The 19220-nt window shown below is 33.8% G+C and carries 18 protein-coding genes; 11 read left to right on the top strand and 7 right to left on the bottom strand.

All coding sequences use genetic code 11. The features are described from left to right. Nucleotides 1-9: 9 nt before the first annotated feature. The 3 genes from GMA11_RS00925 to GMA11_RS00915 form a co-directional block, all read right to left on the bottom strand. Complete coding sequence (locus GMA11_RS00925) at nt 10-1251, bottom strand: MFS transporter (RefSeq protein ID WP_163545332.1); 1242 nt, start codon at nt 1249-1251, stop codon at nt 10-12. A gap of 453 nt (nt 1252-1704) precedes the next feature. After that, nucleotides 1705-2862, bottom strand: a complete 1158-nt coding sequence (locus GMA11_RS00920) for a pyridoxal phosphate-dependent aminotransferase (RefSeq protein ID WP_163545331.1) — start codon at nt 2860-2862, stop codon at nt 1705-1707. 240 nt (nt 2863-3102) lie between these two features. Beyond that, on the bottom strand, nt 3103-3672 hold the full coding sequence (locus GMA11_RS00915; RefSeq protein ID WP_163545330.1) for a GNAT family N-acetyltransferase: 570 nt from the start codon (nt 3670-3672) through the stop codon (nt 3103-3105). An 83-nt stretch (nt 3673-3755) separates the two neighbouring features. Between GMA11_RS00915 and GMA11_RS00910 the strand changes: the two genes are divergently transcribed. The 10 genes from GMA11_RS00910 (at nt 3756) to truA (ending at nt 14625) form a co-directional block, all read left to right on the top strand. Then, nucleotides 3756-4394 carry a CPBP family intramembrane glutamic endopeptidase gene (locus tag GMA11_RS00910; RefSeq protein WP_163545329.1) on the top strand — a complete coding sequence of 213 codons (639 nt, stop codon included), beginning with the start codon at nt 3756-3758 and terminating at the stop codon, nt 4392-4394. Between the two features lie 20 nt (nt 4395-4414). Then, complete coding sequence (locus GMA11_RS00905) at nt 4415-5254, top strand: energy-coupling factor ABC transporter ATP-binding protein (protein ID WP_163545328.1); 840 nt, start codon at nt 4415-4417, stop codon at nt 5252-5254. Next, nucleotides 5230-6090: an energy-coupling factor transporter ATPase gene (locus tag GMA11_RS00900; RefSeq protein WP_163545327.1), complete on the top strand. Its 861-nt coding sequence runs from the start codon at nt 5230-5232 to the stop codon at nt 6088-6090. The genes GMA11_RS00905 and GMA11_RS00900 overlap by 25 nt, the downstream gene beginning before the upstream one ends. Then, a complete protein-coding gene (locus tag GMA11_RS00895; RefSeq protein ID WP_163545326.1) occupies nt 6084-6875 on the top strand; it encodes an energy-coupling factor transporter transmembrane protein EcfT in 792 nt (263 codons plus the stop codon). The genes GMA11_RS00900 and GMA11_RS00895 overlap by 7 nt, the downstream gene beginning before the upstream one ends. A gap of 700 nt (nt 6876-7575) precedes the next feature. Next, nucleotides 7576-8502, top strand: coding sequence for an LPXTG cell wall anchor domain-containing protein (locus GMA11_RS00890; RefSeq protein WP_163545325.1), 927 nt, complete (start codon nt 7576-7578; stop codon nt 8500-8502). A gap of 128 nt (nt 8503-8630) precedes the next feature. Then, on the top strand, nt 8631-8930 hold the full coding sequence (gene yidD, locus GMA11_RS00885) for a membrane protein insertion efficiency factor YidD (protein WP_163545324.1): 300 nt from the start codon (nt 8631-8633) through the stop codon (nt 8928-8930). After that, entirely contained in the window at nt 8899-9657 is a 759-nt protein-coding gene (locus GMA11_RS00880) for a hypothetical protein (protein WP_163545323.1), read from the top strand. The genes yidD and GMA11_RS00880 overlap by 32 nt, the downstream gene beginning before the upstream one ends. A gap of 5 nt (nt 9658-9662) precedes the next feature. Continuing rightward, entirely contained in the window at nt 9663-12359 is a 2697-nt protein-coding gene (locus tag GMA11_RS00875; protein ID WP_163545322.1) for a YfhO family protein, read from the top strand. After that, complete coding sequence (gene cysS, locus GMA11_RS00870) at nt 12304-13710, top strand: cysteine--tRNA ligase (RefSeq protein WP_163545321.1); 1407 nt, start codon at nt 12304-12306, stop codon at nt 13708-13710. The genes GMA11_RS00875 and cysS overlap by 56 nt, the downstream gene beginning before the upstream one ends. 102 nt (nt 13711-13812) lie before the next feature. Continuing rightward, on the top strand, nt 13813-14625 hold the full coding sequence (truA, locus tag GMA11_RS00865) for a tRNA pseudouridine(38-40) synthase TruA (RefSeq protein WP_163545320.1): 813 nt from the start codon (nt 13813-13815) through the stop codon (nt 14623-14625). Between the two features lie 77 nt (nt 14626-14702). Here the strand turns inward: truA and GMA11_RS00860 are convergent, their stop codons facing one another. The 4 genes from GMA11_RS00860 to GMA11_RS00845 all read right to left on the bottom strand — a co-directional run bounded on the left by GMA11_RS00860 (nt 14703) and on the right by GMA11_RS00845 (nt 18448). Then, nucleotides 14703-15320: a DedA family protein gene (locus GMA11_RS00860; RefSeq protein ID WP_163545319.1), complete on the bottom strand. Its 618-nt coding sequence runs from the start codon at nt 15318-15320 to the stop codon at nt 14703-14705. Between the two features lie 115 nt (nt 15321-15435). Continuing rightward, nucleotides 15436-16086, bottom strand: a complete 651-nt coding sequence (locus GMA11_RS00855) for a type 1 glutamine amidotransferase (RefSeq protein ID WP_163545318.1) — start codon at nt 16084-16086, stop codon at nt 15436-15438. Continuing rightward, nucleotides 16086-17432, bottom strand: a complete 1347-nt coding sequence (locus tag GMA11_RS00850) for a Mur ligase family protein (RefSeq protein WP_163545317.1) — start codon at nt 17430-17432, stop codon at nt 16086-16088. Before GMA11_RS00850 ends, GMA11_RS00855 begins: the two co-directional genes overlap by 1 nt. A 56-nt stretch (nt 17433-17488) precedes the next feature. Beyond that, complete coding sequence (locus tag GMA11_RS00845; protein WP_163545316.1) at nt 17489-18448, bottom strand: aromatic acid exporter family protein; 960 nt, start codon at nt 18446-18448, stop codon at nt 17489-17491. 119 nt (nt 18449-18567) lie between these two features. Here GMA11_RS00845 and GMA11_RS00840 point away from each other — a divergent pair, with 119 nt between their 5' ends. Then, nucleotides 18568-19197 (top strand): TIGR01906 family membrane protein, encoded by a 630-nt coding sequence (locus tag GMA11_RS00840; RefSeq protein ID WP_163545315.1) that lies wholly within the window; start codon nt 18568-18570, stop codon nt 19195-19197. Nucleotides 19198-19220 lie beyond the last annotated feature (23 nt).

Below are 19220 nucleotides of genomic sequence, written 5' to 3'. Positions count from 1 at the left end.
CCTTACTTTTTATTTTTCTTCTATTGTATCAAATTTTGCATAAAGTAGAATATATAATACTAATAATAAAGAAAATCCTAATAAAGTCCACACGATAATGTAAGGTGGGATAAATGTAATGAGTGTTGACACGGTTACACCAAGAACTAAATGCCCAGATTGTAGAGCGGTTCCTAGTCCTCCTAGTGTTGTTGCCAATGAATCTTTGGGTAGAGAATTAAGTATAATGGCACTAAATTTTGGGTTTAATGCACTTGATAATAAACCTACTGACATAAGACCAAAAACAACAATATAAATATTTCCCAATCCGAATCCTAAGTATACGATAACGGGTGAGATAGTGGCACATTTTAAAAGAGTGGTTAATGACGTATTTTTTAAAAGTGTCATACCTAATACACTACCGATGATACCTGAAATGGTGATGCTTGTTGACATAATCACTAAAGTTGTTTGTGAGTTAATGATAAAAAAGTTTGGTAAATCGTGAATATAGCGTAACATGAGTGTGTTTACTGATGAAAACACGGCATTTAAGAAAATAGCAATGATACAAGTTTTAAAAACGATAGGTAAACTTTTTACATTTTCATAGGCTGTTTTTAAATTATTGAAAAAATGTGATTTATCTTTTGTAGAGTGACTTACTTCTTTTGGGACGAGTTTGTTTAATGGTTTATAAATACTTAACATAATAAGTGCAGATACTAAAAATGTGCCAGCATTAATAAACGCAATGTGTTGATAAGAAAACCAGGTAATAAATAGACCACCCAATGACAAAAATCCGATTCGACTTACTTGAGAGATAGCTTGTCTAAAAGACATGGCTTGTTCACGGTCTTCGTCTGAGATGATGTAGATAGAAATAGGTGTAAAAAGCCCTGATTCGTATTGTCCAGAAATATCAGAAAAGAAGTTCAAAATAGCAACAATGATAACAATCCATAAAGCTGGTTGAAAGCCCATTAGTATACCGACAATGGAGTAAATCATTACTCTAAAAAACAGTGTTGCTAAAATGGTGTTTAGTTTGTATTTTGTTTTGTCTGCCCAGTAGCCTGTAAAAACTTCGGCTAGCGTTGGTAAAAGTTCTGAGATGGAAATTGCTGAGATAGCAAGTGTTGCATCGGGTAGAACTAATACATAGTTCATCAGTGCCAAGTAAAAGAGTGTATCTCCGAAATTGGATAATAAATCTGCTGTGAAACTTGTCATGAATAGTTTGTTTTGTAAAATACGTTTCATATTAAAAAACTCCTTAACAAAAAATTAAACATTTATTTAACAAGAGTATAACTCAAAGAAGTAATTAAGTCAATGTTTAATTTTTTATTAAGCGAGTTTTTAATTATAAATAGGTAAAATATCTACTGTTGAATAATTTCTTGATAAGATTTATAGGCATGAGGTGCTTCGTCGAGTGTGGACATATTCATAGCAGTTGTGACAATAGATGCTATTTATTTTATAAGGATGATTTTTTCACTTAGCTACATGAAGTTGTTTATCTGCACCGCGAGGAGTGGAACAATTCCAGTCTTTGTTGCCCAAGTTCTACAATTTAAAGAACCGTCTTTCATATTGAGTGGACTAATTAAATGTTCGTTTAATATCGCTGAGGTTGTTCCTTTTTTATCGTAATATATAAGAAAGTATTGCACTGACGTGTGAAAGCGTCAGTGCAATACTTCTTGCTATTTATTGAGTATTTTGATTGTTTGTAATGAATAGACGAATACGTTCCATACTTTCTTTTAAAATATCCATACTTGTTGCATAACTAATGCGTATGTAGTTTTCGCCACCTTTTCCAAAAACAGATCCTGGGATAACACCGACTTTTCCATGAACGGCTAACTCACGTGCAAATTTTTTGTCGTCCATATTCAAGTGTTGTGGAATACGTGGGAATACATAAAATGCACCGTCTGGGGAAGCGACATCAAATCCCATGTTGGATAGTTCTTTGACGATAAAATCACGTCGTTCTTGGTATGCTTGTTTCATCATTGCAATAACGGCATCTCCGTCATTGAACGCTGTGGCTGCAGCAATATGGGCAAACTGAGATCCAACAGGCGTGCTAGATTGATGTGCTTTAAAAATAGGTGTAAATAAATCAGGAGGGCAAGCGATAAATCCAATGCGCCAACCTGTCATAGCATACGTCTTTGAGGCACCATTTAAGAGTATTGTTCGGTGTGGTAAATAACGAGCGATTGAATCATGTTTTTGATCGTAAACAAGTTCGCTATAAATTTCATCACTAATCACAATTAAATCTAATTCGTTTGCTGTTTTAGCGAATGCTTTTAAATCTTCGGGACTATATGTGACACCAGTTGGATTTGAAGGATAATTTAAAATAACCACTTTTGCATTTGGGTGATTGATTTTTGCTTGTCTTAAAGCCTCTGGTGTTAAAATAAATTGTGTGTGAGAGGTATCCACTGTCACGACTTCGCCGTGATTGATAAGTGTGCATAATTCATATTGTGGAAAAGCAGGTGTTGGAATAATAACGGCATCTCCAGGGCTGATGAGTGCTTGTAAAACAGCGGCAAGTCCTTGAGATTCCCCAGTTGTAACGATAATATGAGAAGTATCATAAGATAAATCATATCGACGTTTTAAAAAGTGAACAAAAGCGTCGATAAGAACAGGCATACCTTTTGATGATGAGTAACCATTAAATCCATCATCAATAGCTTTTTTCCCAGATTCTTTAATAAAATCAGGTACATCAAAATCAGGTGCACCAATGGTTAATAAATGAATGCCTTCTGTTTGTGCAAATAGTTCGTTATATGCCAAAATTTCTGAAGGGACAATTTTTTCTAATGCGATATTTGTCATTACAATTCCTCACTTTCATATCTTAAGAATACTTTAAAAAGATATTTAGTACAAGGTTTTTTTCATAAACGTTTCATTTTTTCTTAGGTCATAAAAGGAAGCTAATTTTAAAGCAAGTATCTATTTCAATAACACGCAAAAAGCTTGAAAGCAACTCGTTGAATATGTTGCTTTCAAGCCTTTGCTATTTAAAAAGTGTACATATTTTTCCGGTCCACTATGATGGTATCGTCTTTGTACTTAGAGTGATGAAATACTTTTTTCCATGTGATAATAACGATGTCCTAAAAAATCTATTTCATAAACTGTTGAAAAACCAAGACGTTCGTACAGTTTTTTTGCTTGAAGATTATCTTGTTCGCAATTTAAACCAACGCGTTGATAAGGAGCGACGATGTCTTTTAATACATCAAAAAATGCTGAAGCAATCCCTTGTCCACGATAATTTGAATGAACAACTAAAGAGTCTAAATACCATTCATTGTCGTGACTTTCACGATTACTTTCGTATTGGCGTATGTTTAGGTGAGGAAAATGTGCATCAATAAAGGTATGAAAATGTTCATCAAATTGTCTTTCGTCTTGACCGGCATATCCATATAATACACCAATAATTTGGTTTTCTTTTTCGTAAACCCACGCGTTTTTGTAACTAAATTTTGCGTGTTCGTCCGCTAAAATATGTAACATTGTTTTTTGGAAAGTATCCTTATCTAGTAGACGTAGCAATGGATAATTCATATCTTCCCAAATAATATATATCAATGGATAAATGGCATCAATATCTTGTTTCGTTGCTTTTCGTATCATTATAAACCTCCGTTCATACTTTTATTATATCTTATTTATAAAAAAATGTTATAATGTAATGAATGAAAAGCGGAGGTGTAGTGATGACAACAAAAGATAAATGGATGAGTACGATTTGGCTTATACTTTGCTTTTTTATATTACAAGGCTTTATTTCTGTTCTTTTAGTTACAAGTTTTACTATAGACTGGTTTATGGCTCAAGCGATAGCACAAATGATTATATTTCCTTTGATGTTGAAGATTATGTCTTGTTACCGTATGGAACATTTTAAATTTTCTTCGATAACACTAAAAAATATTGGCTGGATGTTGCTTATAGGTATTGTGTGCCATTTTTTGACAGGCTATATCGTTGAATTATTGCCTAAAGAAACATTAATTAATCAAGAGTCGATTGAAACATTGGCGACAAAATCTAGTGAAGTATCTATTTTTTTAGCTGTTGTGATGATGGGACCTATTATAGAAGAACTATTATTTAGAAGTTTATTTATTCAAAATATTTTTAAAAATAAAAAATGGATTGGTTTTTTAGTGGCAACCACCTTATTTGCTTTAGCACATGCGGGTGTGACCGTAACCTCTTTTGTGACTTATTTTATGTTAGGTATACCGATGGGGCTTATTTTAATCAAAACAAAATCATTAGAGTGTGCTATATTGTGGCATCTCATCAATAATTTGCTAGCTGTATCCGTTATGTTTGGCTGGATTAGGTAGAATATGAAATGGAGTAAAACATGATTGTTGTAGAAAATTTATCATATGCATATAAAAAAGAAGATGGCACAAAAGAACATCAAGCGTTAGATAATGTGTCTTTTCACGTAAAAAAAGGAGAATGGGTTGCCATTGTTGGACATAATGGTTCTGGCAAATCAACATTGGCAAAATTATTGAATGGCTTGCTTGTGGCAGATAGTGGAAAAATATGTATTGATAAAACAGAATTATCTCAAGAAACAATTTGGGACATTCGTCAAGGTATGGGTATGGTGTTTCAAAATCCTGACAATCAATTTGTGGGTGCAACGGTGGAAGATGATGTTGCCTTTGGTTTAGAAAATCAAGGTGTACCTAGAGAGGACATGCAACAGCGTGTGGAAGAAGCTTTGGCATTAGTAGGGATGAGTGATTATAAAGATAAAGAACCTGCACGTTTATCGGGAGGACAAAAGCAACGTGTGGCGATTGCTGGTGTTTTAGCGTTGCATCCCAATATTATTATTTTAGATGAAGCGACGTCTATGTTAGACCCTAAAGGGCGTAAACGTGTGATTGATGTTGTACAATCATTACGTCAAACATTGGATATGACGGTTTTATCTATTACGCATGATGTTGAGGAGGCATCTCTTGCGGATAGATTATTCGTGATGAATGGGGGGCGCCTTTTATATGAAGGAACCCCAGCCGACATTTTTGGGACGGTCACAGACATCGAAACATTAGGCTTAGAATTACCGTTTGCAGAAAAAGTAAAACGAGCATTGGCGGAAAATGGGATACGTGTCCCGGAGCAGTATATGACATTACAAGAGTTGGAGGAATGGGTATGTCGATTACTTTTGAACAAGTAAACTATATTTATCAACCCGATACACCTTTTACTTATACGGGTTTACAAGATATATCGTTTTCTATTGAAAAAGGCACTTATACAGCAGTTATTGGGCAAACAGGAAGTGGCAAATCGACACTTATTCAACATTTGAATGCTTTATTAAAACCTACTGAGGGAATGGTGAGCATTGAGCAATATACAATAACAAATCAGACAAAAGAAAAAAACTTGAAAATGTTACGAAAATTGGTTGGTATTGTATTTCAATTTCCGGAGTCGCAGTTATTTGAAGAAACGGTATTAAAAGATGTGATGTTCGGGCCAATGAATTTTGGGGCTAGTCAGAAAGAGGCTGAACAAAAAGCGAAGCGAGCGTTAAACATGGTGGGGATTGATGAGAGGTTTTTCACGCATTCTCCTTTTGAGTTGTCTGGTGGGCAAATGAGACGTGTGGCAATTGCGGGTATTTTAGCCATTGAACCGGATATATTGGTACTAGATGAGCCGACGGCTGGATTGGATCCGCGAGGGGCTTTGGAAATGATGACATTATTTGATACATTACATAAAGAATATGGATTAACGATTGTGTTAGTAACGCATCAAATGAATGATGTGGCATTATATGCAGATAATGTTGTTGTTTTAAAACAAGGAAAAATTGAAAAAATGGATACACCAATACGTGTTTTTAGAGATAGAGAGTGGTTGAAAAATCAAGAAATTGATACTCCTCAAGCTATGGCGTTTGTGCAATCTTTAAGACATAGAGGGTGCGATGTGGAAGATGTTTTAACTTTTTCCGATTTAATTGATGTACTAACGAAAGCATTAGGAGGTCGTTCATGTTAGACAATGTGATATTGGGTAGATATATTCCGGGAAATTCACGCATTCATCGACTTGATTCACGTGCAAAATTATTGGGAACGATTTTCTTTTTGATGATTGTTTTTCAAGCTAACACCATTTATGATTATCTTTTATTGAGTATGTGTTTACTGTTAACAGTTAAATTATCAGAGGTTTCTTTTTCTTTTTTTTGGAGAGGAATTCGTCCGATGTTGTGGATTATTTTAGTGACAGCTAGTTTACAAATATTCTTATTACAAGAGGGAGATATTCTTTTTTCTTTCTCTTTTGTGAGTGTAACAACACTTGGTATTTGGAATGCATTGTTTGTGACGTTTCGATTTATGTTAATTATTGGTGCAGCGACTGTCCTATCATTAACAACTAATCCGCTTATGCTGGCAGATGCCATTGAACGTTTAATTCGTCCTTTGAAAAAAATCGGTGTGCCTGTTGAAGAAATTGCGTTGATTATGTCGATTGCAATGCGATTTGTGCCAACGATTTTAGATGAAACCAAAACGATTATGAATGCACAGCGCTCAAGAGGTGTGGATTTTAATGAGGGTAGTTTTATCAAGCGTATTAGGGCGGTTATTCCAATTTTAATTCCTTTATTTGCAGTACAGTTACGACGTGCTGATGAATTAGCCAATGCTATGGAAGCTAGGGGATACCAAGGTGGTGAAAACCGTAGTAAATATCGACAGTTACAATGGGCAGCTCGTGATACATTCCTTTTTGTTTTGTTAATAGTTCTTAATATTATTGTATTATGTATATAGGTCATTGCACATGATTTCAATGAAAATTGTATTCAAAATAAAAAATAGAGAAAATTCGGCAGAATAAGAAATATCGTAAATAATTAAAGTATTTGTGTGGTATGTATAATTGTTTTGTAGGTCAAAGTACGTATTGCTTTGTTTCTTGATAGTCGATAAGTATGTGTGACATACATATTTCATAAGATATTTGAGAACGGATTTTTTAATATAAAAGTGTTTTAAGAAAGTATTTATTTTTCAGTATATGTAATCTTTTATACTTTTAAGATTGGCGTTATTATAGATTAAAAGGCTCAAGTTTTTTGAGCTTTTTTATTTAGTTTTGAATGTGTGTTGTGTTTTTCTTCATTTTACACTTTTATTATAGAACTAGATTTTTGTTCATTAAACTGTATTAATAAATAAAATTGATAGATATAATGTTACATTTATTGATTTTGTGATAATTTTTCTTAGATTTAGTCTTATTACTCATAGGATAATCCTTTTATAATGAATTTTTGATGATGTATATCGCTTATGAGATATTGTGCCAACTTATATTAAGTTAATTTTTTATAGATTATTATTTATTGTTTGATTGAAAGTGATTTTTTAAAAATATAAGGATTGACAAATTCGTAAGGGGGAGGGTACAATATTTTAGTCTTATTTATAAAAATTATAGATAAAATAAATTAAAGAAAGGAGAGATTTTATGAAACGATGGATACAGATTTTAGGTATTTTGTGTTTAGTTTTTGGTAGTGTGACTCAAGTAGCACTTGGTTCAGAAGTGTATACACAAAATACGGTCGTTTATCAACATGTGGATATGGCTCAATTATCTAAAGTAGACAAATCCAAAATAGTCTATGCATCTCCTGATTTTTCGGTATATAGTGAAAATGCGCAAGTAGTTCTTGTTTATAAACAAACAGGGGAGTGTGTGGTAACACCAAAACAAAAACTAAGTGTTTTACCACATACAGGCACAAAAGAAGTTACGACAACTTTAATTGTATTAGGTAGTTTATGTTTAATTGGGGCGATTGTATTAGGTAAATGGCAACGTAAACGTTCAAAAATGATTGCGTTATTCTTGATTTTTTCAGGAGCTAATATTGGTTTATTATATACAAATCATGTGTATGCACATAGTTATTTAATGAATAATGTGTCGACAACAGTTCAAAATGGGCGAGTAACACATACACCAGAAAATATTCATGACTGCTATGAGTATGTTGGGTATATTCTTGTGAAACAATACAAGCCATATTATACGACAACAAAAGGTACATGGTCAGTACCGGAAGAGCCATTAAGTTATACATTACCGACACTAAAAATCTCATCAGTACCAGATGAAGCACCTAGCTACGACTTACCGACATTGGAATTGAAGTCGTCAGTACCAAACGAGGCACCAAATTATAGCTTGCCAACGATGAAAATCTCATCGGTGCCGGATGAAGCACCAAATTATGAGTTGCCAAAATTGGAATTGAAGTCATCGGTACCAAATACAGCACCAAATTATAGCTTGCCAACTGCGAACCCAGATGATTTTACGACAACAATTTTGAGAACACGTATTAATACAACCGCAACAGAAGGATTCGGTACAGTGGCTCCACCGTGATAAATGTAAAAAGATTGCTATTTTATGAAAGAATAGCAATCTTTTTTATTGGAATTAGTACGGTAGCTTTTTCTTTGATATGAGTTATGTTATACTAGACGGAAGAATAGTTTTTTGGAGAAACGTTTATGAAGAAAATAGCAAAAGGTATGGTAAAAGGATATCAGCACTATATTTCCCCGTTGTTTCCTCCAAGCTGTCGTTACGAACCGACGTGTTCTAACTATGCTTTAGAAGCAATTGAAAAACATGGAACATTAAAAGGATCACTGATGGCAATGGGTAGAATTTGTCGATGTCATCCTTTTATTAAAGGCGGCGTAGATCCGGTTCCAGATTATTTTACATTAAGAAGAAATCAGTTTAAAGAAGATATATCAAATGGAGGTGCCCAAAATGGAAATGGGAATATTGAAGAACACATTTAAAATGCGACGAGATGTGCTTGTTCTCTATGCATTTTTTAGTGTTATTTTATTATTGTTGTGTTTAGTTTGCCAGTATATTAAAGCGTTTTTCAGTACTTATCCGAGTATTTCTTTTATGTTTTTATTTGTACAATTAGTGAGTATTGGACTGATTGTGGCGATGTGGTATATCGCGGTTAGACAGCATCAGAAAACGGGTGTATTTGAATTTTACGAATTAGGTATAAAAAATAGTAAAACAGAAGAAACGTATTTTTATCATGATATTATTAACTATTCATTTATTCCACAAACAAATAAACAGGCAAAGGCATTAGTGTTTGAAACAGATCAACATGAACAAGTTATTTTATCTGCAATGCTACCTCCTCAGGCTTTTGAATTATTTCAAGAGGATCATACAGCTGTTTGGAAATCATTTGTTCAAGAAGAATTAGAAAATGGAGAAATGTTTTCTGTTGATTTATACGAAGATGTCACATCTTTTAAAATGTCATTAACACCAACGCAAGAGCACGAACTTGTTATTTCTAAAGAGGGTATTGTCTTACATGATGTCTTTTATGAATGGAATACGTTAAATTGGTATGATGTGTCATGGCATGGTATGTTAGCCATTCAGACGAAAGAGTATAAGGTAATTTTCTTAGAACCAATGACAAGTATATCAAGATACTTTTTATTTATTAGTATACTAGATGAGTTTTTACCGTCTAAAGTTGGGTGATGTGTGTGAAAGATAAAAAATTGATTTATATATTAAGTGGTTTATTACCAATCGTTGTGATGTTTATTGTATACATTTTTTTAGGTGTTTATCCATTTGGTTCAAACACCTTAATGGCGATTGATTTTGCAAGTCAATACATTGATTTGTTTGCTTTCTTTAGAAGAAGTGTTTTATCTTTAGATTTTTCAGGTATTTTTTATTCGTTCTCCAAATCTATTGGTGGAGATATGATGGGTGTGTGGGGATATTACTTGCTTAGCCCATTTAATTTTATTTATGCTTTATTCCCATTTGATGAAATTCGATTGGCAGCGACAGTAACATTGTTATTACGTTATGGTTGTATGGGATTAACATTTTGTCATTTTCTTGTGAAGCGTTATGATGCTTTGAAAAAACGTCCTTTATTAGTACCGACTTTTGCAACTTTGTATGCGTTGTCTGGTTTTGCTGTAGCGTATCAAATGAATCCGTTATGGTATGACGCTTTAGTCTTTTTACCATTGATTATCATGGGGGTTGAGAATGTACTAAGCGGACAAAAAGGGTATAAATATACATTGATATTGGCTGTAATGATGATTTGCCAATATTATATGGCATATATGATTTGTTTGTTTATTATTTTGTATAGCCTATTTTATATGGCGAAAATTTATACAGGAAAAACACTCAAAGAGAAATTAAAATCTTATTTTCTCCCTATTTTAAAATTAGCAGGGTATTCATTTCTTGCTGTGGGTATAAGTTTTGTGTTTTTGTACCCTATTATTCAAAATTTGCTCATTAGTAAAGGTACCTATACAGATCCATTTGTTTTTTCTACAAAAATAGAAGCAGATCCGGTATTACTTTTATCAAAATTGATGATTGGAGCATTTGACCATGATCAAATGCCACATGGATTACCGAATATTTATCTTGGTAGTATTGCATTGATAGGCTTTATTTTTTACTTTATGACAAAAGTATTTCGTAAGTCTGAGCGTATAGCTGCTGTTGGTGTTTTTGGTGTGTTTTTATTATCCATGATTTTTAATATGATACATAGAATATGGCATTTAGGGCAAGAGCCAGCATGGTTTTATCATCGTTTTAGTTTTTTGATTTGCTTCTTTATGGTGTTATTGGCATATCGAGCCATTAGAGAGTGGCAACGAGTGGATTTAGCAGGAGTATGTCTTTCTTCAGGCATCATTATATTAGTGAATGGTATTGTATATCAGTCATCACAATCTTTTATGTCCGTTCCTCAACAAATTTTATCAACACTGTTTTGGATGTTTGTTGTTGTGATGTTCTTTATGAAAGAATATAAATGGTCGAGTATTGTCTTATTGGCAGTGACATGTTTGGAATTAGGTGCTAATGCGTATATTGTACAATCACGAGTAGGGTATGCGGGTGCCTATCGTTTAGAAAATGCACAAAAGACAATAGAGAGTGCGATTGACCCAATTCGTCCACCGAAAACAAATTTTTATCGTATTGAAAAAATATTCCAACGCTCAAATAATGATCCGTTTATGTTTGACTATCCGGGGTTATCTCATTTTAGTTCGAATATGGAAGTTGATACCATGGACTTATTTGATGCGTTAGGTTCATCAGGAGCCAATGCATCAACAAATTATACATCGGGGACACCTTTAACAGATGCGTTATTTGGTATTCGTTATTTAGTCCAAATGAGAAATTTATCAGATGAACAAAAACAAAGTGAATATATTTACAGTTTTTCAAGAGAAACGACGAGAAAAGATCTCTATCAATATTATAATGCTATTTCTGAAACAGATCGTGTACGTGTTTATGAAAATAAACGTTATTTTTCAGTAGGATTTGGCGTTAATGAGGGTTTATTAAATTTAACGCTTGAAGATAATAAACCTGCAGAAAACCAGATGGCTATTTTACAACATCTTTCTGGACAAAGTATTCAATATTTTAAACGTGAGGCGTTTAAAGAGATTACACTAGAAAATTTAGAAGCAACCAATCCGAATGATTTAGCTAATTCATCTTTTAAACGATTGGATTTATCAAAACCAGGTAAAATTCGCTATACATTTGTTCCGTCAACGGATAATGCTTATTATTTATCTTTGCCGGGGATGCTTAGTGAGCAACGGTCAGATATGGCAATTTCTTTAAATAAAGCAAATTATGAATATCACGGAATGTTTGATAAGCAGCAACTTTGGAATGTGGCTTACCAACAAAAAAATGTAGAAACCACTTTTGAAATAACCTTTACAAAAGCAAATGAAGTGTCGTTAAGAAATGTTGCCTTGTGGGAAATGGATAATAATGCTGTTGATATTGCGATTGGGCCTAAAACAAAACAAGGAATGACTGTGACAAATTGGGGTAATAACACCATGGAGGGAACGGTTCATTTGACGGATAATAGTACACACCTACTATTTAGTATTCCTTATAGTGAAGGATGGTCTATTTGGGTAGATGATGTTAAAGTACAACCACAAAAAGTTTGGAATAGTTTAATGGCAATTCCAATGGCAAGTGGACAACATCGTATTAAAATGGTCTATGTGCCTAAAGCATTTAGTGTAGGGCTATTGATAACGGTCGTTTCTTTGGCGATACTAGGTGGCATGATATATGTAGGAGGTAGAAAAAATGAAGTTATACAATACTTTAACAAAGCAAAAAGAAACATTCGTTCCAATAAATGAGGGACAAATTAGCATGTATGTTTGCGGACCTACGGTTTACAATTATATTCATATTGGGAATGCAAGAAGTACGGTAGCTTTTGATACGATTCGTCGTTATTTTGAATATAGAGGCTATACCGTAAAGTATGTTTCTAATTTTACAGATGTTGATGATAAAATTATTGCCAAAGGGCATGAATTAGGTTTAACACCTAGAGAGGTTGCGGATAAATTTATTGAGGCGTTTTATGCGGATACATCTTTATTAAATATAAAAAAAGCAACGCTAAATCCACGTGTTATGGACTCTATTGACGATATTATTGCTTTTGTGGCAGAATTGATTGAAAAAGGATTTGCTTATGTTTCTGGTGGAGATGTATATTACCGTACAAGTGCGTTTGATGCGTATGGAAAACTAAGTGGACAATCTTTGGAAGATTTAAGAGCGGGTGCTAGTGAACGCACCATTGATGATGAAAAAGATAAAAAAGAAAATCCATTAGATTTTGCTTTATGGAAATCTGCTAAACAAGGAGAAATTAGTTGGCAGTCGCCTTGGGGTGAAGGTAGACCGGGTTGGCATATTGAATGCTCTGTAATGGCGACGAAATATTTATCAAATACGATTGATATTCATGCCGGTGGGCACGATTTAATTTTCCCTCATCATGAAAACGAAATTGCACAATCTGAAGCTAAAACGGGTAAACCATTCGCGAACTATTGGTTACACAATGGATTTGTGACATTCGATGGCGAAAAAATGAGTAAATCTTTGGGGAATTTTGTGTTGGCGCATGATTTGTTAAAACAAGTTAATCCACAGGTGGTACGTTTGTTATTGGCAAGTGCGCATTATAGACATCCTCTTGCTTTCTCAGAAAATATTATCCAAGAGGCAAGTAATAATCTTGAAAAATTAAAACAGGCATATCGAAATTTAGCGCATCGCTTAAAAACAGCAAGTGTAGAAGTAGCTGAAAGCGATGAGGTAATGCGTCAAACGGTGCAATCCCATGAAGAACAATTTGTGATTGAAATGGACGATGACATCAATATTCCAAATGGCTTGACGGTTATTTATCAGCTTGTTAAAGATATGAATATTTATAGCGAAAAAGAACATATCAATCATGATGTTGCGGTATTTGCGTTGGAACGTTTGAAAACATTGGTAAGTATTCTGGGAGTTGAGCTGGAAGAAGAAACACTGTTAGATGATGATATTTTAGCGTTAATTGAAGAACGTCGTGTCGCACGTCAAGAAAAGAACTTTAAACGAAGTGATGAGATACGTGATTATTTAAAAGAACAAGGTATTGTCTTAGATGATACACCTCAAGGTACTCGTTTTAGAAGAATATAGAATACAGGATAAACCGACACTTGAAAAGATCGGTTTATCCTGTTCTTGTCATAGAATGATGTGCTATAATACATCGAAGAAAGTGAAAGAAAGGAAGATGATATGCAACGTTATAAAGCGATTGTTTCTTATGACGGGACAGACTATGTTGGGTTTCAAAGACAGCTTAATGGAAAGAGCATTCAAGAAGAATTAGAAAAAGCGTTATATAAAATGACAAAAGGGATGTCAATAGGCGTTGTGGCGTCTGGAAGAACAGATTCTGGAGTACACGCAACAGGACAAGTGATTCATTTTGATTATCCGGCTATTTTGCCCATTCAGCGTATGCAAAAAGCATTGAATAGTTTATTGCCAGAAGACATTCGAATAGGTTCAGTTGAAATAATTTCGTCATTATTTCATGCGAGGTATCATACATGTGGAAAACAGTATATGTATCATGTTTCCTTAGGGGAGTATCAATCACCTTTTAAAAAGCGATATGCCTTACACCATCCGTATCGTGTAAATATAGATAAAATGAAACAAGCGTTACAAGATGTTTTGGGTGAACATGATTTTACGAGTTTTTGTTCAACAAAAACAGATAAAGAAAATAAGATACGTTGTGTGACAAAAGCCGATATTGTATACAAGGAAGAGGAACAAGAATTGATTTTTATTTTTGAAGGGAACGGCTTTTTATACAATATGGTTCGTATTTTAGTTGGGACAACGTTACAAATAGGAGATGGATTAAAACCTGTTACGGAACTAAAGCGATTATTAACTGTTAAAAATAGGCAAGAAGCCGGTCCAACAGCAGCTCCGCATGGTTTATATTTGACAAGTGTTTTTTATAAACCAGAAAATCAGTGGTTTCAAACGTATGAAGAAAATAAAGGGATGATGGCAGTTGATACAACTAACTAAATACATAAAAGCAGTGAACGGAGGTCTGAAAACGTCCGTTCACTGCTTTTGTATAATGGAGGATAGCTCCTGTTTATTTAATTTTTTTGTTTTCTTTTTTTATAAATAAAGAATCCTATAACAAGAATAACAATGGCTAATAGTATATATTTAAAAAGACTTGAAAAATGGTCAATATTATCCGCTGCCTCATGCCAACCTGAACCAGCAGCAGAACCAATCCATACCATTAGTATATTCCATAAAAATGTTCCAATTGTTGTATAGAGTGTAAATGGTACTAAATGCATACGACTTGTACCCGCTGGGATAGAAATTAAACTTCTGACAACGGGGATACAGCGTGTGAATAATACAGTAATTGCACCGTGTTTATTAAACCATGAAATCGCTTTGTCTACATCTGTTCGTTTAAAACCAAAGATTTTACCAATTTTTCCATCAAGAATATTTTCGATAGTTTCTTTTTTTAGTAAAGCGCCTAAACCGTATAAAACAATGGCACCACCTACAGCACCGGCTGTTGCAGATAAAACAACACCCATAAAAGTCATGTTTGTTGTTAGTGTCATAAAACCACCAAATGTTAAAATGATTTCTGACGGAATGGGTGGGAAAATATTTTCCAGAGCAACCAGTAAGAAGATTGCTAGATAACCATGTTGACTCATAAAGTCTGTAATCCAATTTTCCATAATAAAACTCCGTTAGTTGATATTATTTTTGACATAACGTCATTATACTAATAAATGATGAAAAAGTCATTTAAAAATAATACCCCATAAAACTTTAAGTTTTATGGGGTATGGATTAAGCCATTTTTTGATGAATTACTTTTTCGATAATATAGTCGGCTAGATGAATGTTGCGAACGAGTAAAGGACCGTGGAAGTAACTACAAAAGACATTTTTGTACCGAGCGCCCTCGGTTTTATCTTCGTTATTATTTCCAAAACCTTTTTCGACAATTCCTAAAGGTTGGACATTTTTACCTAAAAAGGTACGTCCATTATGATTTTCATATCCTTCATAAGTAAAGCCGGTTTCTTCATCATAAATGGTAATATCTCCTATATAGCGACCGTCTTGATTAGTAGTATAATAATCAATTGCTCCAATACCTTCTATGCGTTCTCCAACGGCACTTGTGTAATAATGACCTAAGAGTTGGTATCCTCCGCAAATCGCCACGACAACACCGTTGTTTTCGATATAAGAGATGATAGCGTCTTTTTTGTATTGAATATCTTTTGAAACGATACGTTGTTCATAATCTTGACCACCACCAAAGAAAATGAGGTCGTAGTCGTCGGGATTGAATGGGTCATCTAAACTGACAATGGTTGTGTCGACATTGTATCCGTGCTCTCTTGCTCGCCACTGGAGAATTAACAAATTGCCATTATCACCATAAGTGTTTAATAGATTGCCATATAAATGACAAATACGAATGGTTTTCATTAGTTGAGTTCTCCTTTCACATATCCTTGTAGAGATAGTTGTTTTCTTAATTCAAGCATTGCTGTGTAGGTTGCCAAAACATTTATATGTTTGGTTGGGGCATGCTTAATGTGCTCTATAATATCCTGTATTGATGCAGCAATAACCATATTTTCTTTTTTAAAACCTGCCACTTCTAAGCGGAGTGACATTTCTTGATGACGTTTTCCTCCGACAACTAATTGTTGGATAGGCATATCTTGTAATTGTTCGTATTGACCGTCCCAAATCCAACTGACATCCTGTCCGTCAGCATAATTGTCATTCAAAACAGAAATCAATGTAAATGGATTTTTTTCAAACTGTAAAATATCCAGAACTTGATTTAAACCTGTTGGATTTTTAATAAGATTAATGAGCAGTGACTTATCGTCAACGTGAATGATTTCTTGTCGACCAAAGACACGTTGGGTTTGTTTAAAGCCTGTTTTTATGTCCTCAACGGAAATACCCATTAAAGAAGCAATGCTGTATGCAGCAAGTGCATTGTAAATATTGTATAAGCCTGAAATGGGTAAGGTAAATGTATGTCCGTCAATATCGAAAACACTTTCTTGTAGTGTCAATAAATCAATATTTGTCACAGCATAATCAAGATTAGGACGCTTAAACTGACAGTTTGGACAATAATATTTTCCTAAATTAGAGTAACTAATCGAGCGATAACGCAATATTTTTTCACAGTTAGGGCATAAAATACCATCTGTATTGTAGTGTGCTTGTAAATCACTGTCTTTTTGATAATTAAATCCAAAAAAGACACGTTTGTTTGGCAATGAGGCAGAATGAAAAATAGGGCTATCTCCATTTGCCACTACAATTGTTTCTGGTGAGAGCATAATACCGTCTAAAATTTTTTGATAAATGGTATAAATTTCACCAAAACGGTCCATTTGATCTCTGAAAATATTTGTTGTCAAAATGATTTTTGGTTTTAAATGTGGTACAACATAGACTAAATTAGCTTCATCAACTTCAAGTACAGCAATTTTTTTCTCTCCTTTTTTCGCTTTATGTGATAAAAAGGCAGATACAATCCCTTGCTTCATATTAGAACCGGTTGAGTTAGTTAATAGATTTGGGTATTTTTGTTTCAGTGCTTGTACAGTCAGTGCAGTTGTCAATGTTTTACCATTTGTGCCTGTAATAATAATCGTTTCATAATCGTGTGCTAATTCTGACAAGACATCTTTATCAACAGAAAGTGCTACTTTCCCGGGATAGCTACTACCACTTTTTTTCAAAAGTCGCAATGTTTTTAATGTTGTTTTTCCGATAAAACTAGCCAATTTTCTTTTTAAGTACATAGTAAACCTCCAATACATTAGATTGATTATATCATAGATATATCAAGACTGATAGTTTATAAGTTGAGAATAAAGTCTTTTTTAACATTTAAAAAACGTTCTAAATCATTTAGGAGTTGAAAGAGCATGGCACGTTCTTCAAATTCCTCTCGTGTTTGGGGTAGTGGTGCATCTTTAAGCGTTGTATAACATTGTTCAATGTCCTGAATAAGCGTTTCAGCTGTATTCCATTCGGTTACTTGTTGCGCTGTTTTTTCAAACAGATAGATAACGTGTTCTTTTTGATGCACGTTGACAGGGCGAACATAGGTAAACATATAAGACAGAAGAGTATATTGTTGTTTTCGCATTAGAATATACGACACATTATAATCACTTTGTTTATGAAAAACTTGATTATCTCTTTCGTTTAAAATAAGCGTTTCAGCTTTGATTAAATCTGCATAAAGTGTATGTTGTATAGAATGTGCCATATTTGTTGTCGCTGTGGCACCACTGGATATTTGTGCATTTAAAAGAATAGCAAGTTGTGTTAATGCCACTGACAAATGTTCTTCGATACGCTGTTTTAATTCAGCAATATCTTTATCTTTTTTTGGCATGTAGCTATTGATGATACTTGCAGTTAAAATACCAATGGATAAAATGGCAAATTCGTTTAAAAGAACAGTATAGTCAGTTGATTGGAGCGTGTATAAATGCCCAACTAGCACGCAACTAGGAACAAGTGCTATCTGTCCTTTTAGATAATAGGTCATAGGCACAAATATGAATAGGAAAAGTCCCCATACCCAAAAATAAAAGCCGAATACAAAAAATAATAAACTTGATAAACCTAGTGCTAAACATGCAATGTATAGACGTTTTTTCGCGTTATTTAAAGTGGATAGAACGGTGTCTTGTAAACTCAGCATCGCGATTAGCCCGCATGTTAGGCTATATTGAATGGAGAAAAGATCTGCAATAATGGTAGCAATAAGTGTTGCTACAATGGTTTTAAAAATTTTTAAAGACATATAAAGTCCCCTTTCCGTCCTTTTTATTGTATACAAATCTGAGAGGAGCGTCTATAAAAAGAATTGCGGTTTGTTCGGTTTTTATAGTATCATATAAAATAAACGAGAGGAGGTCGTTTATGAATGTGAAACGAATGGTAATGTTAACGTGTTTGACAGTGTGTATATTGTCAGGTGCTATTTTGATAACTTTATTATGTAAACCTTTATTTTTATGGCAGTTATCGAGCTTGGATACTCAAGTGTTAGTAGGGTTAACACATGAACAAGTAAGTCAAAATTATGATGTGTTATTGGGGTACTTACTGAATCCTTTTCAATCCGTTTTAGCCATGCCGAATATTCCCGTATCAGCGCAAGGTGTATTTCATTTTTTTGAAGTAAAACAACTATTTTTATTAAATAATGGTATTTTTGTATTGTCTTTAGTAGGAAGTATTCTTGTATTGTTTTGTATCAAAAAATATCAAGATGAGGCATGGTTTAAAGGCATGTGTCGTATCATGATTTTTTTACCGATTGTCATTGTGATTGTATTGTCCATGGGGTTCAATTACTGGTTTGTTTTGTTTCATCATGTCTTTTTTAATAATGATGCATGGCTATTTAATCCAGTAACAGATCCGATTATTTTGATTTTGACAGAAGACTTTTTCTTGGGATGTTTTATCATGGTGTTTGGTATTGTCGAAATTAGTTTTATAGTTTTATGGTGGTGTTTTAGAAAAAGAGAGAAAATGTATAGATAGAAAAAAGAGCTTGAACTCAACAG

This window comes from Granulicatella sp. zg-ZJ (assembly GCF_010892355.1).
Taxonomy (GTDB): Bacteria; Bacillota; Bacilli; order Lactobacillales; family Aerococcaceae; genus WM01.
Note: the sequence above shows the minus strand (reverse complement) of the source record. Positions and strands in the feature narration are given on the sequence as shown.